Annotated in this window: 15 protein-coding genes; 1 reads left to right on the top strand and 14 read right to left on the bottom strand. The window is 69.8% G+C overall.

What is annotated here, in order from left to right:
• Nucleotides 1-46 precede the first annotated feature (46 nt).
• Nucleotides 47-1,144, top strand: coding sequence for a DNA polymerase IV (gene dinB, locus BMW75_RS23910; RefSeq protein WP_092582151.1), 1,098 nt, complete (start codon nt 47-49; stop codon nt 1,142-1,144).
• On the opposite strand, the gene BMW75_RS23915 is transcribed toward dinB, so the two are convergent.
• The 14 genes from BMW75_RS23915 to BMW75_RS23980 form a co-directional block, all read right to left on the bottom strand.
• The gene (locus tag BMW75_RS23915) at nt 1,141-1,602 is read right to left on the bottom strand and encodes a GatB/YqeY domain-containing protein (protein ID WP_076521612.1); all 462 of its coding nucleotides are present in this window, start codon (nt 1,600-1,602) and stop codon (nt 1,141-1,143) included. The genes dinB and BMW75_RS23915 overlap by 4 nt on opposite strands.
• Nucleotides 1,603-1,678: 76 nt before the next feature.
• Nucleotides 1,679-2,119 (bottom strand): excinuclease, encoded by a 441-nt coding sequence (locus BMW75_RS23920; protein WP_092582152.1) that lies wholly within the window; start codon nt 2,117-2,119, stop codon nt 1,679-1,681.
• Nucleotides 2,120-2,188: 69 nt separating this feature from the next.
• The gene (locus tag BMW75_RS23925) at nt 2,189-3,415 is read right to left on the bottom strand and encodes a beta-ketoacyl-ACP synthase (RefSeq protein WP_092582153.1); all 1,227 of its coding nucleotides are present in this window, start codon (nt 3,413-3,415) and stop codon (nt 2,189-2,191) included.
• Nucleotides 3,415-4,146, bottom strand: a complete 732-nt coding sequence (gene fabG, locus BMW75_RS23930) for a 3-oxoacyl-ACP reductase FabG (RefSeq protein WP_092582154.1) — start codon at nt 4,144-4,146, stop codon at nt 3,415-3,417. Before fabG ends, BMW75_RS23925 begins: the two co-directional genes overlap by 1 nt.
• Nucleotides 4,143-4,598 carry a hotdog family protein gene (locus BMW75_RS23935; RefSeq protein ID WP_092582155.1) on the bottom strand — a complete coding sequence of 152 codons (456 nt, stop codon included), beginning with the start codon at nt 4,596-4,598 and terminating at the stop codon, nt 4,143-4,145. Before BMW75_RS23935 ends, fabG begins: the two co-directional genes overlap by 4 nt.
• Nucleotides 4,595-5,794, bottom strand: a complete 1,200-nt coding sequence (locus BMW75_RS23940; protein ID WP_092582156.1) for a beta-ketoacyl-[acyl-carrier-protein] synthase family protein — start codon at nt 5,792-5,794, stop codon at nt 4,595-4,597. The genes BMW75_RS23935 and BMW75_RS23940 overlap by 4 nt, the downstream gene beginning before the upstream one ends.
• Nucleotides 5,791-6,342, bottom strand: a complete 552-nt coding sequence (locus BMW75_RS23945) for a hypothetical protein (RefSeq protein ID WP_092582157.1) — start codon at nt 6,340-6,342, stop codon at nt 5,791-5,793. Before BMW75_RS23945 ends, BMW75_RS23940 begins: the two co-directional genes overlap by 4 nt.
• An 8-nt stretch (nt 6,343-6,350) precedes the next feature.
• Complete coding sequence (locus BMW75_RS23950; RefSeq protein ID WP_092582158.1) at nt 6,351-7,613, bottom strand: NAD(P)/FAD-dependent oxidoreductase; 1,263 nt, start codon at nt 7,611-7,613, stop codon at nt 6,351-6,353.
• A 27-nt stretch (nt 7,614-7,640) separates the two neighbouring features.
• On the bottom strand, nt 7,641-9,968 hold the full coding sequence (locus BMW75_RS23955) for an MMPL family transporter (protein ID WP_092582159.1): 2,328 nt from the start codon (nt 9,966-9,968) through the stop codon (nt 7,641-7,643).
• The gene (locus BMW75_RS23960) at nt 9,952-10,578 is read right to left on the bottom strand and encodes an outer membrane lipoprotein carrier protein LolA (protein WP_254792113.1); all 627 of its coding nucleotides are present in this window, start codon (nt 10,576-10,578) and stop codon (nt 9,952-9,954) included. Before BMW75_RS23960 ends, BMW75_RS23955 begins: the two co-directional genes overlap by 17 nt.
• Nucleotides 10,575-11,018 carry an acyl-CoA thioesterase gene (locus BMW75_RS23965; protein WP_092582160.1) on the bottom strand — a complete coding sequence of 148 codons (444 nt, stop codon included), beginning with the start codon at nt 11,016-11,018 and terminating at the stop codon, nt 10,575-10,577. Before BMW75_RS23965 ends, BMW75_RS23960 begins: the two co-directional genes overlap by 4 nt.
• Nucleotides 11,011-11,934, bottom strand: coding sequence for an LpxL/LpxP family acyltransferase (locus BMW75_RS23970; protein WP_092582161.1), 924 nt, complete (start codon nt 11,932-11,934; stop codon nt 11,011-11,013). The genes BMW75_RS23965 and BMW75_RS23970 overlap by 8 nt, the downstream gene beginning before the upstream one ends.
• The gene (locus tag BMW75_RS23975) at nt 11,931-12,695 is read right to left on the bottom strand and encodes a glycosyltransferase family 2 protein (RefSeq protein ID WP_092582162.1); all 765 of its coding nucleotides are present in this window, start codon (nt 12,693-12,695) and stop codon (nt 11,931-11,933) included. Before BMW75_RS23975 ends, BMW75_RS23970 begins: the two co-directional genes overlap by 4 nt.
• A complete protein-coding gene (locus tag BMW75_RS23980; protein ID WP_092582163.1) occupies nt 12,682-14,388 on the bottom strand; it encodes an ApeI family dehydratase in 1,707 nt (568 codons plus the stop codon). Before BMW75_RS23980 ends, BMW75_RS23975 begins: the two co-directional genes overlap by 14 nt.
• Between the last annotated feature and the right edge of the window lie 3 nt (nt 14,389-14,391).

A 14,391-nucleotide genomic window follows, 5' to 3' on the forward strand; every position in this document is an offset into this window, starting at 1 on the left:
GATTGTCGCCGGTCATAATATATGTTTTTGCCACGGGATTGAGGCCATGACGGGGCAGGAGACTGCGCGTTCCCAGCGCAAGATCGTGCATGTGGACATGGACGCTTTCTATGCGTCGGTGGAGCAGCGCGACAACCCCGAACTGCGCGGCAAGCCCGTGGTGGTGGCCTGGACCGGGCCGCGCTCGGTCGTGTGCGCGGCCTCTTATGAGGCGCGGCGCTACGGCATCCATTCGGCGATGTCCGCCATCAAGGCGGAGCGCCTCTGTCCGCACGCGATCTACGTGCCGCCCGATTTCAACCGCTACCGGGCCGTGTCGCGCCAGGTCCGGCAGATCTTCGCCCGTCATACCGACCTGATCGAACCCCTGTCGCTCGACGAGGCCTATCTGGACGTCACGCTCAACAAGTGCGGGCTGCCGTCGGCCACCGAGGTCGCGCAGGTCATCCGCCAGCAGATCCGCGAGGAAACCGGCCTGACGGCGTCGGCCGGCGTGGCGCCGAACAAATTCCTGGCCAAGATCGCGTCCGACTGGAACAAGCCTGACGGCCTGTTCGTCGTGCGTCCCAACAAGGTGTTGGCGTTCCTGGAGCCCTTGCCCGTGCGCAAGGTGCCGGGCGTGGGCAAGGTCACGCAGGCGCGGCTGGAGCAGCTGGGCATCCAGACGGTGGGCGACCTGGCCACGCACAGCGCGCAGGAACTGGAGCATTATTTTGGCCGCTACGGCCGCCGCCTGTATGAGCTGGCGCGCGGCATCGACGAGCGCGAGGTCCAGACCGACCAGCCCTTGCAGCAGGTGTCGGCCGAAACCACGTTTTCGCAGGACGTCCGGCTGGACGCCGTGGGCGAGGCGCTGGACCGCATGGCGGAAAAAGTGTGGGACCAGGCGCTGAAGAAGGGCGCCCTGGGCCGCACGGTAGTGCTCAAGTTGAAGACCGACCGCTTCCGCATCCTGACGCGCAGCCAGACCAGCGCCCAGCCGCCGGCGTCGGCGGCGGAACTGGCGGCCCTGGCCAGATTGCTATGCGAACGCGTCGAACTGCCGCCTGAAACCCTGTACCGGCTGGCGGGCGTGGGCATGAGCAACTTCGCGGATCCGGCGCAGCAGTCGCGCCAGCCGGACCTGTTTGGCGGCGCGTTTTAGGCGAGGCGGGCCTTCACCTGCTGCGACAGCGCGGTCATGTCCGCGCGTCCGGCCAGGGCCTGCTTGAGGATACCCATGACCTTGCCCATCGCGGGCGCGCCGGTCACGCCTTGCGCGGCCACTTCGGCCAGCGCGGCGTCGATGGCGGCGGTCACTTCCTCGGGCGTGGCGGCCTGGGGCAGGAATTCTTGCAACACGGCCAGTTCGGCCTTTTCCTGTTCCGCGGTTTCGGTGCGGCCGGCCTGCTCGAACGCGGCGATCGACTCGCGGCGCTGCTTGACCTGCTTTTCGATGATGGCGGTGATTTCCGCGTCGGACAGGTCGCGGCGTTCGTCCACTTCCTTCTGCTTGACGGCGGCCAGCAGGAAACGCAGCGTGGTCAGGCGCTCGGCGGCCTTGGCGCGCATCGCGTCCTTGACGGAGTCGGACAGGCGGGTCTTGAGCGTAGCAGTGCTCATGGGTAAACCTTTGTGGTGTTGCGGTAAACGGGAAGTTTAAACCGGGCGAGGGCGGGCAGGCTGCCCCGCCCCGGGCTTACTTCACGGTGGCGAGGTCGCCGCGCAAGGCCACGCCCGCGACCATCGCGCCGGCGTGGCATTCGTAGTCGGTGGTGCTGCGGTATTCGTTCTTGCGGTAGTAGCTGACGATATTGGTGACGGCATTGGCGCCCGCCTTCTTGGCGGCTTCATGCAGGGCGATCACGGCCGATTGCGCCACCCACAGGCAGGCATCTTCGTCCTTCTTGGCGAAGGCATTCGTTTTGCGGTTGGTGATCACGCCGGCTTCCAGCACTTTGCCCTTGGGGCCCGTGCCGGCCAGGTAGAACTTCACACTGCCGTCGATCTTGCCGGCCGCCTGCGCGGCCTCGATGGCGGCCTGCATGGGAAGGTGGACGGTGCGATCCGCGGCCAGGACAGGCGCCGAGAAAGCGAACGACAGGGCCAGCGCGCCAGCGAGCTTGCAGTGAAGGTTCATGATTTGCATTCCTTGGGAAGACAGTGAAAAAGCGGAGGGGAACGGTGCCGGGCCGGCCTGGGGCCAGCGTCAGGGCCAGCGCCGGAAGATCAGGGACGTGTTGATGCCGCCGAACGCGAAATTGTTGTTCATGACGAATTCGTTGTTCATGCGCCGGCCTTCGCCCGTCAGGTAGTCCAGGTCGCCGCACAGCGGGTCGACATGCCGCAGGTTCAACGTCGGGGCATACCAGTCGTTGCGGAGCATTTCGATGCTGAACCAGGATTCCAGCGCGCCGCAGGCGCCCAGCGTGTGGCCGAGGTAGCTTTTCTGGGAGCTGATGGGCATGCGGTTGCCGAAGAGCCGGGCGGTGGCCTGGGTCTCGGCCACGTCGCCCTGCTCGGTGGCCGTGCCGTGGCCGTTCACGTAGCCGATCGCGTCGGGCGGCAGGCCGGCATCGGCCAGCGCCATCTCCATGGCGACGCGCATGGTGGCTGCTTCCGGGCGGGTGATGTGCGTGCCATCCGAATTGCTGCCAAAGCCGACGATTTCCGCGTGGATGTGCGCGCCGCGGGCCTGCGCGTGTTCCAGCGATTCCAGCACCAGCATGCCGCTGCCCTCGCCGATGACCAGTCCGTCCCGGTCGCGGTCGTAGGGCCGGGGCGTCAGTTCCGGCGTGTCGTTCTTCTGGCTGGTCGCGTACAGCGCGTCGAATACCAGCGCCTCGCTGGGACACAGCTCTTCGGCGCCGCCGGCCAGCATCAGGTCCTGGCGGCCGTAGCGGATGGCTTCGTAGGCGTAGCCGATGCCCTGGCTGCCGGAGGTGCAGGCGCTGGAGGTCGGGATGATCCGGCCCTTCAGTTCGAAGAAGATGCCGATATTGGCGGCGGTGGTGTGCGGCATCATGCGCACATAGGAGTTCGCGTTCAGGTCGTCGGTCACGCCATTGAGCAGCATGTTGCCGAAGGCGCGGATTTCCGCCGTGCTGCCGACGGACGACCCGCAGGCCACGCCCATGCGCCCGTCGGTGATGCTGCGATCGCCAAGCAGTCCCGCGTCGGCCAGCGCGATTTCCGCGGCCCGCACCGCAAGCTGCGAGACGCGGCCCATGCTGCGCAATTGCTTGCGCGTCCAGTGCGACGGGGCCTGGAAATCCTCGACCGGCCCGCCCAGGCGGGTGTTCAACTCCGCGTAGCGCGACCAGTCCGGCATGACGCGGATGGCGCTGCGGCCTGCCTGGAAAGCCTGCTGGATGCGCGGCCAGTCCGATCCCAGCGCGCTGATGCCGGCCATGCCGGTGATGACGACGCGCTTCATCAGCACAGTCCTCCATTGACGGCGATGACCTGGCGCGTGATGTACGCGGCGCCGGGGGACATCAGGAATGCCACGGTCGCGGCCACTTCTTCGGGCTTGCCCATGCGTTGCGCGGGGACGGCCTTGAGGATTTCATCCACGGGCACATGTTCGTCGATCATGTCGGTGTCGATCAGCCCCGGCGCGACGCAGTTCACGGTGATCTGGCGCTTGGCCAGTTCCACGGCCAGGGCCTTGGCCGCGCCGATCAGGCCGGCCTTGGAGGCGCTGTAGTTCACCTGGCCGCGGTTGCCGACCAGTCCGGAAACGGACGCCATGCATACCACGCGCCCCGGCGCGCGGCGCCGGATCATGGGCATGGCCAGCGGACTGAGCACGTTGTAGAAGCCATCGAGGTTGGTCCGCAGGACCTGGTCCCAGTCATCGCCGGTGAGGGCGGGAAATGCGCCGTCGCGTGTCAGGCCGGCGTTCAGGACGACGCCGTAGTAGGCCCCATGGGCCTCGATGTCCGCCTGCAGCGCGGCGGCGCATTGCGCGCGGTCGGCCACGTCGAATTGCAGCACGCGCGCCTGGCGGCCGCGGGCCTGCACTTCGGCCTGGACGGCTTCGGCCTGGGCGCGCTGCTGGCGGCAGTGCAGCGCCAGATCGTGGCCGGCGTCGGCCAGGGCCAGCGCGATGGCGCGGCCTATGCCGCGGCTCGAGCCGGTGACGAGGATGGGGTCGGCGCTCATTGGGGGGCTTCTTCCTGCATAAAGGTTTGCGGGTCGCTGGGCTGATAGACGTTCAGGCGGGCTTCGGCCAGCAAGCGGGTCGGGTCGCGCAGTTCACATTCAAAGACGCTCATGCCGCTGGCGTCGATCAGGCCGCGCCGGACATGGATGGTGATGGCGGCGCCCGCGGGCAGCGAGGCCGCATGGCATTCATAGCGCCGCGTGCCAAGCAGGAAACCCAGCTTGACGGATTCGTTCGCCTGCCGCGCCTGGCATCCCGCCCAGGCGCCCACGGCCTGCGCCATGAGTTCCATCCCCAGCCACGGCGGCAGCGAACCGTCCGCCAGCGAATAGGGGCCCGGCCGGATGACGGCATGCGCGGTGAGGCTGTCCGCGTCGTAGTGGCTGACCGTGTCGATCAGGATCATGTTGCCCGCGTGCGGCAGCAGGCTGGCGACCGGCCATGGAATCATGGATGACCTCCGAATACGAGGCTGGCATTGTTGCCGCCGAAGGCGAAGGAGTTGCTCATCGCCACGCGGCGCCGGCCCGCGGCGTAGCGATGCGCGGGGGTGCTGAATTCCAGCGCGGGCAGCGCCGGATCGGGATGGCCGTCCCAGACATGGGGCATGAGGCGGCCTTCGGCGTTGGACGCGGACAGGGTGATCCAGGCCAGCGCGGCTTCCAGCGCGCCTGCCGCGCCCAGCGTGTGGCCGGTCAGGGCTTTGGTCGATGCGCAGGGCACGCCGTTCGGAAACACGGCGTTCGTGGCGTGGCTTTCCATCGCGTCGTTGTGTGGGGTGCCGGTGCCGTGCAGGTTGAGCCACCCGATGCTGGCGGCCTCCACGTCCGCCGACCGCAGGGCGGCCAGCATGGCCCGCCGGGCGCCTTCGCCGGTGGGGTCGGGCGCGGACATGTGCCAGGCGTCCGAGCTGGCGCCGCCGCCGAGCAGCGCCACGGCATTCGCATCGGCGGGGTCGCGCTCCATCAAAAAGAGGACCCCGGCCTCGCCGATATTGATGCCGCGGCGATGGACCGAAAACGGCGTGCATAGCGCGTCGTCGACGGCTTCGAGCGTGGCGAAGCCGTTGATGGTCAGGCGGCACAGCGTGTCGGCGCCGCCGCAGACCACGGCGTCGCACAGGCCCAGCCGCAGCAGGCGCTGCGCCGACAGCAGGGCGCGGGCGCTGGACGTGCAGGCCGTGGAAAGCGTGTAGGCCGGTCCCGTCGTGCCCAGCCAGTCGGCGAGGAACGAACCGGGGGACGACAGGGCCTGCCGGCGGTAGTCGTAGGTGGCGGGCCAGGCGCCATGCTGGCGCAAGTCGCGGAATGCGGGCGCGTTGTCATTGACGCCGGACGTGCTGGTGCCCAGCACCACGGCGACGCGGTCCGCGCCATAGCGGGCGATGGCGGCGCGCAGCGGCGCCTCGATCTGCGTCGCGGCCGCCAGCAGCAGTTGATTGTTGCGGCTGTGGTGATGCGCGGGCAGTTCCCGGGGCAGGGCGGGCAGCGCGCCCGTGCAGGCCCCCAGCGTCAGGACGCGGCCATTGACCCAGCCGGCCTGGGCGCGCATGCCGGTGGTGTCGCCGGCGAACGCGGCGCGGCCGACGGCCTCGACGCCGGCGCCAAGCGCGCACACCACGCCGGGGGTGCCTAGCCAGGTCATCATGGCTGCTCCTTCAAGGGGGTGATCCGCCACGTCACGTCGTCGGCGGTACGGATGGAAAACGCCTGGCCTTGCGCATCGCCGGGCCAGGTGACGGTCCAGCGCGCCTTGCCGTGCCCGAGCAGAACGCGCTGCGTCGCGCCGCCGGCAGGCCCGACGGCGCGCCACGACGCGGCGCCGTACTCGGCGTCCAGATCCGCTTGCGGCGTCCAGGCGAACATCAGCGCGGCGAACAGCTCGCGCGCCTGCGCATTGGGGCGCATGAACCCGTCATTGCGCCATTGGCCCCGCTCCAGCATCTGCCGCGCCTGCGGAACCCCCAAGGGATCGAACAACGACCACCGCATGGCGGCGCCTTCGCGTTGGACCACGAGGAGCAGGTCGGCGGCGGGCTGGCCTGGCGCCGTCTGCGCCACGTGCAACTGGCGCGGCAGCGCAAAGCCGGCATCGTGGGCGGGCAGGGGCGGCGCGCCGGCGCAACCGGCCAACGCCAGCAGCGCAAGCGCCAGGCTTCGGCGTACGGTCAGGAAGAAGGCGGCAGCGGCGTTCATGGGGCGGCTCAGGCGGGCTGCGCAAGCGGGGCGCCCGCGCGGCAGAGTTCGCTCAGCATGCGCAGGCGGCGCTGCGGGTTGGCGACAAAGGGGTTGCGGGTGTCCCACGCGTAGCCGGCCAGGATGGCGCTGATCATGCGGCGTATTTCCGGTTGCGCGCGCGGGTAGAACACGACGTCCTGGAATTCACCGCTGTACCAGCCCTGGACATAGGCGCGGAATGTCTCGACGCCCACCATCAGCGGGTCCGCGAACTCGGCTTGCCAGTCCACCTGGGCGCCGCCCAGCTGCCGGTGCAGCGCATCGGCCGCCAGCTTGGACGAGCGCAGCGCGATGGTGACCCCGGACGAAAACACCGGATCCAGGAACTCCGCGGCGTTGCCCAGCAAGGCATAGCCCGGGCCGTGCAGGCGCGTCACGCTGGCCGAGTAGCCGCCTATCGTGTTGGCGGGCGTATCCCAGACCGCGTTCTTCAAGACGCGCTTCAGGTTGGGCGCGGCCTGCGCCATGGCGCGCAAGGTGGTCATCAGGTCTACACCGGGGACGCCGAAAAGGTCTTCGCCGCCGACGACGCCGAACGAGCAGCGGCCGTTGGAGAAGGGAATCAGCCAGTACCAGATGCCCCGTTGTTCGGGATGCACCGTGATCAGGATCTTTTCGCGGTCAAAGCCGGGATCGTCGATGCGGTCCTCGATGTGGGTGAAGATGGCCTTGCGCGGCGGCATGGACGACGGGCGTTCCAGGTCCAGCATGCGCGCCAGGACGCGGCCGTAGCCGCTGGCGTCCAGCACGAACCGGCTCTTGACCTGATAGCTATCGCCTTCGGCGGTGCGCACGTCCAGCAGCGGGCCGTCGCCGCCGAAGTCGGCCGCGGTGACTTCCTGCCGGTAGCGCACTTCGACGCCTTGGCGGGCGGCGTCGTCCGCGAGCACTTGGTCGAAGTGCGCGCGCTGCACCTGGAAGGTTGTGCCCGGCCCGGCGGTGAACTTGTCGCGAAAGTCGAAGTAGGTGTAGGCGTCGCCGCAGGCGAATGCGGCGCCGTTCTTGACCTGGAAGCCGGCGGCCTGGACGGCGGGCATCATGCCTGCCTCGTCCAGGTATTCCAGGCAGTGCGCCAACAGGCTTTCGCCGATGGAAAAGCGCGGAAATTGCTGGCGTTCAAGGATCAGGACGTCGTGCCCCTGCCGTTTGAGCAAGGCCGCGGCGACCGCGCCGGCCGGGCCCGCCCCGATGACCACGACTTCCCGATGTTCCATGCTGGATGTTTCCATGTTGCGATGCGTGATGAGAGGAAAGCGTCAGCGCCCGCGGGGCGGGCCGATCCACGGCGCCCACAGCAGCGAAAAGGCCACGCCAAGCGCCACGGCCAGCCCGAAGTTGGCAATGGCGGGGGTCTGGCTGAGGGCGAGCAGTCCGAACGACAGCAGCGTCGTGACCGCGCCCAGGAGAATGCCCACCAGGCTGGCGGCCGCGCCCGCGACGCGCTCGAACATGAAGATCGCGTAATCCACCCCGATGGCCGAGACCAGCAGCAGGCCGAACAGGCTGAACAGCGTCAGGGGCTGGCCAAGATAGCCCAGCGCGGCGAGGCTGCAGGCGGTGGCCGCCAGGGGCACGGCCAGGATGCGCCAGGTCGCCGCGCGGCCCAGCGTCAGCAGCAGCAGCACCGCGGCGGCCACATAGGAAATGAGCTTGAGTTCGGCGGCTTCGATCCGGGTGGCGGCGAACATGCGGTTGAGTTCGCCGCTGCGGTCGACCAGGCTGACGCCCGGCGCGTCCTGCGCCACGGCGGCCAGGGCCGCCGGGTCGCGCAGGCCGAGCAGGGTGATCATGCCCGCGTATTCGCCGTCGTGCTTGCCCAGCCACAGCGCGCGCCAGCGTTCGGCCTGGGGCCCGCGCAGCGCATCGTCGATCGTGAGCGGGGGCAGCGCCGCGAGCGACTGCAGCTCTTGCGCGATGGCCTCGAACGGAATGCCGAGGTCGGTCATGGCTTTCCAGGCCTGCGGCTGTGCGGCCAGGGCGGCCAGCCTGCCGCGCAGGGCCTCCTGCTCGGCGGCCGGCGACACGAGCTGGCTCAATGCGTTGTACGAGGCCAGTTTGCCGTCGCGCACCAGCGCATCGAGCCGCTGGGCGACGCGCGTCTGTCGGCGCAACAGTTCATCGGGATCGCGGGCGCGCACCAGGAAGAACTGGCTGGTGGGCACGACGCCGGTGATGTCGCCGATTTGCCTGGCCTGCTCCATCAGGGGCGCCGGCAGGCTCAGCCACTGGCGCAGGTCGTCCTGGATGCCAAGCCGCGCAATGCCGCCCGCGACGCCCGCCGCCACCAGGGCCGCGCCGATCCACAGGACGCCGCGCCGGGCGGCCAGCCGTTCGCGCGTGCGCAGCGCACGCTGGGCAAAGCCCAGCAGGGGCAGCCAGGGGCGTGGCCGCCAGCCGTGCATCCAGGCAGGAAGCTGGCACACGGTGCATGCATAAGCGCCCAGCAGGCCGGCCGCCGAGAACACGGCGGTCTGGGTCAGCGCCGGGAACGGCGTGAACGCCAGCGCGAGGTAACCCACCAGGCTGGCGGCCAGGCTGATGGTCAGGCCGGGAAGGACCCGGCGCAAGGCCGGCCAGGCTTGCCAGTCGGGCATCCCAAAGCTTTTTCCCAGCCAATGCATGGGGAAGTCCACGGCCACGCCGATCAGGCTGGCGCCGATGACGAGCGTGAGGACGTGGATGGAGCCGAATACGGCGACGCACGCGACCGCGCCGGTCACCAGCCCCACGGCCACGGGCACGAACGCCAGCAGCACGCGCCAGCGGCGCATCGCCAGCAGCAACACCAACACGATGCCGATGGCGGCGCCGGTTCCGATCCAGCCGCTTTCGGCGACGGCCTGGGCCTTGCCGGCCGCGGCATACAGGGGGCCGCCCGCCACCAGCAGCTCGGCGCCCGCCGCGCCCAAGACCGCTTGATCCTGGTCGATCTGCGCCGCAATGCGTTGCGGCGCGTCGGCGTCGAAGGCGTCGCCGCGCGTATCGGCGCGCACGAGCACCCAGCGCCGGCCGCCCTGTTCGGCCTGCAACGTGCCCGAACCCATGTCGAAATGCACCAGTCCGCCGGGCCGCAGCGCCTGTTCGGCGCGGCGCGTCAGCCCCAGCCAGTCCTGATCGGCGGGCACCAGGCCCGACGAGGAGAAGGGATCGGACAGCTCGCGGGCACGGCGCTGCGCGTAGGCCGCGGGGTCGTTTTCCAGTTGCTGGCGGTCCGCCAGCGGGAGCATGGCCAGGCGGCCCGCCAGGAGGTGCTCGCGCAGGGCGGCCAGGTCGACGTTCAGGTCCACCTGCACCTGGGAGAACAGGCCGCTGTCCGTCCACCGCTTTGCCAGCAGACGCGCCGGTGGCACAGGATCGGCGCCGTCGCGCGCGGCGACCAGCGCAATGAGCTGGCGCGACAGCGGTTCCTGGATGCGGCTCTCGGCCAGCCGCCGCGTGGCGTCAACGGACGCCTGCGGCACCAGCTCCATCAGATTGGCGGAAACCGGCCAGCCGTTGCGGCACTGCCAGGCGCCGGCCAGCAGCACCAGCAGCAGCCCCAGCTTGAACAGGCGGGGCAGCCAGCGTTCAGTCCGCGAACGCACGCTCTTCCTCGGGGGTCAAGGCTTGCGCGGCGACGGCGCCGGTCATCTGCAGCACGCTGCGGTCGCCTTGGGTTTCACGCAGTTCGATGCGGTCAACGAGCGCGCCGCCATCGATCCGGATGGTGTCGAAGATCTGGCGCAGCAGCGCCGAGCGCGGTGTCAGGGTCAAATGCCAGTCGGTGGACTCGCCCGTCAGCGCCAGGTCGAAGTTCTCCTGCAGCGCGCGGGTGTCGCCGGCCAGCACGGAAAGAAAGAGCTGGTTCTCGCGGCCGCCGCCCGTCTGCTGGGGCAGCTTTATCCAGGCGCCGGACTCGTCCCGGCGCGAGATGCCGTTGGCATCGATGCGCAGGTCCTGCGCGATGGGCGTGCGCAGCAGCCATAGCAGGCCTTTTCCGGCCGCCAGCGTGAAGTCGCCGCGGCTGGTCAGGGGCTGGGGCAGCGAGCGCAGGAATTTCTGTTGCACGAACTGGCCGCGCACGATCGGCGTGGCGCGCAGTTGTGCCCGCAGGTCGTCCAGGTCGAAGGCCGCGGCGGTCAGGGGCAGCAGGGCCAGCGCCAGCAGGCAGGCGAGCCGTTTCCAGAACGGGCGGGGGGTGGGAATGCGCATCATGTGCCGGCCTCCAGGGACTGGAGCTTGCTTCGGACCGCGGCGACGAAGACCTCGGGCGAGGCCAGTTGCATCTCGCCGCTGGCCAGGCAGACCGCCACCTGCTCCGACGTGGCGCGAGTCAGCCGCTGGCCCGTTTCCGCGTCCTGGATCAGGTAGTTGATCTTGAGCCGATGTTCCCATTCCACCAGTTCGGCGCGCACGACCAGCCGTTGGCCGAATTGCGCCGGCTGGGCGTAACGCAGGTGCAGGTCGATCACCGGCCATACATAGCCGCTGGCGCGCATGGCGCCGTAATTGTGGCCAAGGCTGTCCAGCAGCTCGCAGCGCGCCTGCTCCAGGTATTTCACGTAGTGACCATGCCAGACGACATTGATCGAATCGACGTCGAAAAAGGGCACGCGAATTTCGACTTCCGCGCCGATGGCGCCGCGTTTACGCATCGTCTTTCCAGAAGGGGTAGAAGTTGAACCACTGCAGCGGGGCCAGTCGGCAGTGCGCCGCGAGGCGGTCGGCATAGCGCTGCGCCCAGTCGGCGATCCGTTGCTGGCGCGTCGCGCGCGTCCAGGCGATGCCGTCCGACAGGCGCTCCATCGAAACGCGGTACCGGTCGCCCTGGCGGGTGCAGAACAGCAGATTCACCGGGCATCCCAGCAACCCGGCCAGCAGCCAGGGGCCCTGGGGCAGTCGCGCGGCGTCGCCCAGGAATTGCACCGGCACCGTGCGATCGCCCTGCAGGGGCACGCGGTCGCCGGCGATGGCCAGCCATTCGCCCCGATCGAGGCGTTGCGCCAGATCGAGCATGACGGCCGCGTCCAGCTCGCTGACCTGGATCATGCGCAGCCCGCCGCCGGCTTCATCGAGCAGGCGGTTGAAGTGGACGGCATGTTTGCTGTGGACCAGCACGTTCAATCTGAGCGCGCCGGTCTGCTCGGCAAGCGCGCGGCAGATTTCAAGGTTGCCCAGGTGCGAACCCACCAGGATCTGGCCGCGGCCATGGCCCATCTGGCCGTGCAGGCCATCCGGGTCGGCGATGTCCAGTTGGGCCATGGTGATCCTGCCCTGCCAGACGTCCAGCTTGTCGAGCATGGCGGTGGCGAAGGCCAGGTATTGCCGGTAGACGGGAAAGGCGCGGGGCAGCGGCGCGACGAGGCCGCCGGCGTTCACCAGGCGCCGCTGATACGCGGCGATCGCGCGTCGGGCGCGCGCGCCGAAGGCATAGAAATACAGCACGACGAGCCAGACCACGGGTGCGACGGTGCGCCGGCCCAGCCTGCGCGCGGCCCAGGCCGTCAGGCGCATCAGCGCCGGATGGCCGCGTTCCCGCTGCCCCGCCCAATGGCTGTCGGGGGCGCTCATGGACGGACGCTCCCGGTCAGGCGGCGCCACAGCAGGGCTGGCGATCGGGCCAGCATGCCGAAAAACAGCCGCGCATGCATGCGGCTGATCAGCAGGTTGTCCTGCAGCCCCTTGAAATGCGAGATGCCGCCTTCGGGATAGACGACGCGCGTCGGCAGCCACGCCATGGGCATGCCGCGCCAATGCAGCCGCACCAGGATGGCGATGTCGAAATCCATGCGCCGGCCGACATGGGCGCCGTCGATCACGGGCAGGACGCCGGCCAGCGGATAGATGCGAAAGCCGCACATGGCGTCGGGGATGTCGAACGACAAGGTGTTGATCCATACCCAGACGCGGGTCAGCCAGCGGCCGTAGAGGCGGCTGCGGGGCACGTCGTCGCCGTACACGGGCGCGCCGCAGATCACCGCGTCCGGCCTGGCGCGCGAGGCGCTGGAAAATGCCGTCACGTCCTGCAGCGCGTGCTGGCCGTCGGCGTCCACCTGCAGCGCATGCGTGTAGCCCAGCGCGCTGGCGGCGCGCAATCCGTCCTGGACCGCCGCGCCTTTGCCGCCATTGACCGCGCGGCGCACGAGCCGTATGTCGGGCCGCATGCCGGGCTGCGCGGCCAACTGGTCCAGCACCGCCGCGCACGCCGGGTCCGAGCCGTCATCGACCAGCACGCAGGGCAGGCCCTGCGCCGTCAGTTGCGCCACCACCGCGGACACGGTGCCGCCGTGGTTGAACACGGGGATGACGGCGCACAGCTTATGCGGCGCCATGGTCCGCCCCTTGGAGAATGCGTCCCGACGAGCAGGGCGAGCCGTCCACCGTGAACGCGAAATACAGCTTTTGCCGGTCCGCATCCCATTTCAGCGCCAGGGCGGCGGTGTCGCCCGGGCGCAGGAGACGCTGGAACTTCAGCGCCTCCATGCCGGCAAAGCTCAGTTCCGGCTTCAGGTCGCGCTGGGCAAGCGACATGGCCCAACTGATCTGGGCCACGCCCGGCACCACGGGCGCGATCGGAAAGTGACCGCTGAAGTACGCCAGGTCATAGGGAATGTCGAGCGTGTAGCGCCGCTCGTTGTCCGGCACGGCCGCCACGTCCGTGGGGATGGCGACGGGCGCCAGCGGGCGCGGGCCGGCCGCGGCGTCGAACTCGGCTTGCGGCAGCTTGCCCTGCGCGTTGGCGGGCAGGTCCCGGAAGAATCTCCAGCCGCGGGGCACCGCCAGCGATTCGAAGCGCGTGGCCAAATGGGCCCGCAAGGCATCGACCACGGCTGCGCGGCCCTGGTTGCGCAGCGCATGCAGGCCATGGGCCGTCAGCGCCACCAGCGCCGTCAGGCGCGGCGCGCCGGCCGCCTTGCCCACGCGCACGTCGGCGACGTAGGCGTGTTCCGTCAGTGCGTGCTCCAGCATGGGCAGCGACACACGCTTTTCTTCGATCTTCACGATGCGGTCCAGGCGGCCCAGCAGCCGGAAGCCGCCGGCCGTGAGCTCGGCGCCGTCCGCGGTCTGGCGGTCGTCGGCATGGACCCACGGCGATGCGACGCGCAGGGCGCCGTCGCCGTTCACGTCCACGGTCACGCCGGGCAGCGGCTGCCAGTCCGCGTCGCCGGTGCGCCAGGCCACCGCGCCGGTTTCCGAGCTGCCGTAGATTTCCGTGGGACGCAGGCCGAGCGACCGCGCGATGTCATCGGACACGTCCCGCGGCAAGGCGCCGCCCGACGAGTGGATGCGGGTCAGCTTGCCGCGCAACTGCGTCCAGTCCAGGCGCTGGCCCAGACGCCGCAGCAGGGCGGGGCTGGCGATCCAGGTGAAGGAGGGATGGCGCAGGCTGGCCTGCTGCAGGTCTTCGGGGTAGAGGCGCTGCGGCCGGTCGATCTGCCGGCCCGCGCACAGCGGCCACAAGACGCGGAAGGGCAGGCCGTACATGTGCTGCGCCGACACGCTGCCCAGCACGGGCGCCTGCGGGTCGGGCCACTGCTGCTGCAGCGCCTGCACTTCCTGCGCCAGTTGGCCCCAGGTCTTGGCAATGTGCTTGGGCGTGCCGCTGGAACCGGAGGTGCACAGCACCAGGGTCTGCGACGCATCCAGTTCCGCCGGTTCGAGGGGCGGATGTTCATGCAGGTCGGCCAGCCGCCACTGGCGGGCGGCGGGCAAGGGCAGCGCGGCGTCGGTCAGCCACGCGTCGACGGTGGCGTCCAGGCCCTGGCAGGTCTGGGCCTGGCGGTCGCCCGGCAGGACGGCCACCACGCCCGCGCGCCAGCAGGCGAATAGCGCGCAGGCGAGTTCGGCCGCGTCGTCGAACCAGAGCGCCGCCCGCCGCGACGAGCGGGCGCGCAGCGTGCCCGCGATGCGCAGGCTGGCCTGGGCGAAGGCGTCACGGGTCAGCAGGGGCGAATCGGCGACCGGGGCGTTGCCGTCGCCGGGCGTGGCCGGCAACAGCAGGCGGGGCAGGGGCGTCCAGGCCATGGC

Source organism: Achromobacter sp. NFACC18-2 (genome assembly GCF_900108985.1).
Taxonomy (GTDB): Bacteria; Pseudomonadota; Gammaproteobacteria; order Burkholderiales; family Burkholderiaceae_B; genus Achromobacter.

Bases quoted from the DNA above. Each gene is read 5' to 3' on its own strand.
- BMW75_RS23925 (WP_092582153.1), bottom strand. From the start codon at position 3,415: ATGAAGCGCGTCGTCATCACCGGCATGGCCGGCATCAGCGCGCTGGGA.
- BMW75_RS23950 (WP_092582158.1), bottom strand. From the start codon at position 7,613: ATGGAAACATCCAGCATGGAACATCGGGAAGTCGTGGTCATCGGGGCG.
- BMW75_RS23945 (WP_092582157.1), bottom strand. From the start codon at position 6,342: ATGAACGCCGCTGCCGCCTTCTTCCTGACCGTACGCCGAAGCCTGGCG.
- BMW75_RS23975 (WP_092582162.1), bottom strand. From the start codon at position 12,695: ATGGCGCCGCATAAGCTGTGCGCCGTCATCCCCGTGTTCAACCACGGC.
- BMW75_RS23965 (WP_092582160.1), bottom strand. From the start codon at position 11,018: ATGCGTAAACGCGGCGCCATCGGCGCGGAAGTCGAAATTCGCGTGCCC.
- BMW75_RS23960 (WP_254792113.1), bottom strand. From the start codon at position 10,578: ATGATGCGCATTCCCACCCCCCGCCCGTTCTGGAAACGGCTCGCCTGC.
- BMW75_RS23935 (WP_092582155.1), bottom strand. From the start codon at position 4,598: ATGATTCCATGGCCGGTCGCCAGCCTGCTGCCGCACGCGGGCAACATG.
- BMW75_RS23940 (WP_092582156.1), bottom strand. From the start codon at position 5,794: ATGATGACCTGGCTAGGCACCCCCGGCGTGGTGTGCGCGCTTGGCGCC.
- BMW75_RS23920 (WP_092582152.1), bottom strand. From the start codon at position 2,119: ATGAACCTTCACTGCAAGCTCGCTGGCGCGCTGGCCCTGTCGTTCGCT.
- BMW75_RS23970 (WP_092582161.1), bottom strand. From the start codon at position 11,934: ATGAGCGCCCCCGACAGCCATTGGGCGGGGCAGCGGGAACGCGGCCAT.
- BMW75_RS23980 (WP_092582163.1), bottom strand. From the start codon at position 14,388: ATGGCCTGGACGCCCCTGCCCCGCCTGCTGTTGCCGGCCACGCCCGGC.
- dinB (WP_092582151.1), top strand. From the start codon at position 47: ATGACGGGGCAGGAGACTGCGCGTTCCCAGCGCAAGATCGTGCATGTG.
- BMW75_RS23915 (WP_076521612.1), bottom strand. From the start codon at position 1,602: ATGAGCACTGCTACGCTCAAGACCCGCCTGTCCGACTCCGTCAAGGAC.
- fabG (WP_092582154.1), bottom strand. From the start codon at position 4,146: ATGAGCGCCGACCCCATCCTCGTCACCGGCTCGAGCCGCGGCATAGGC.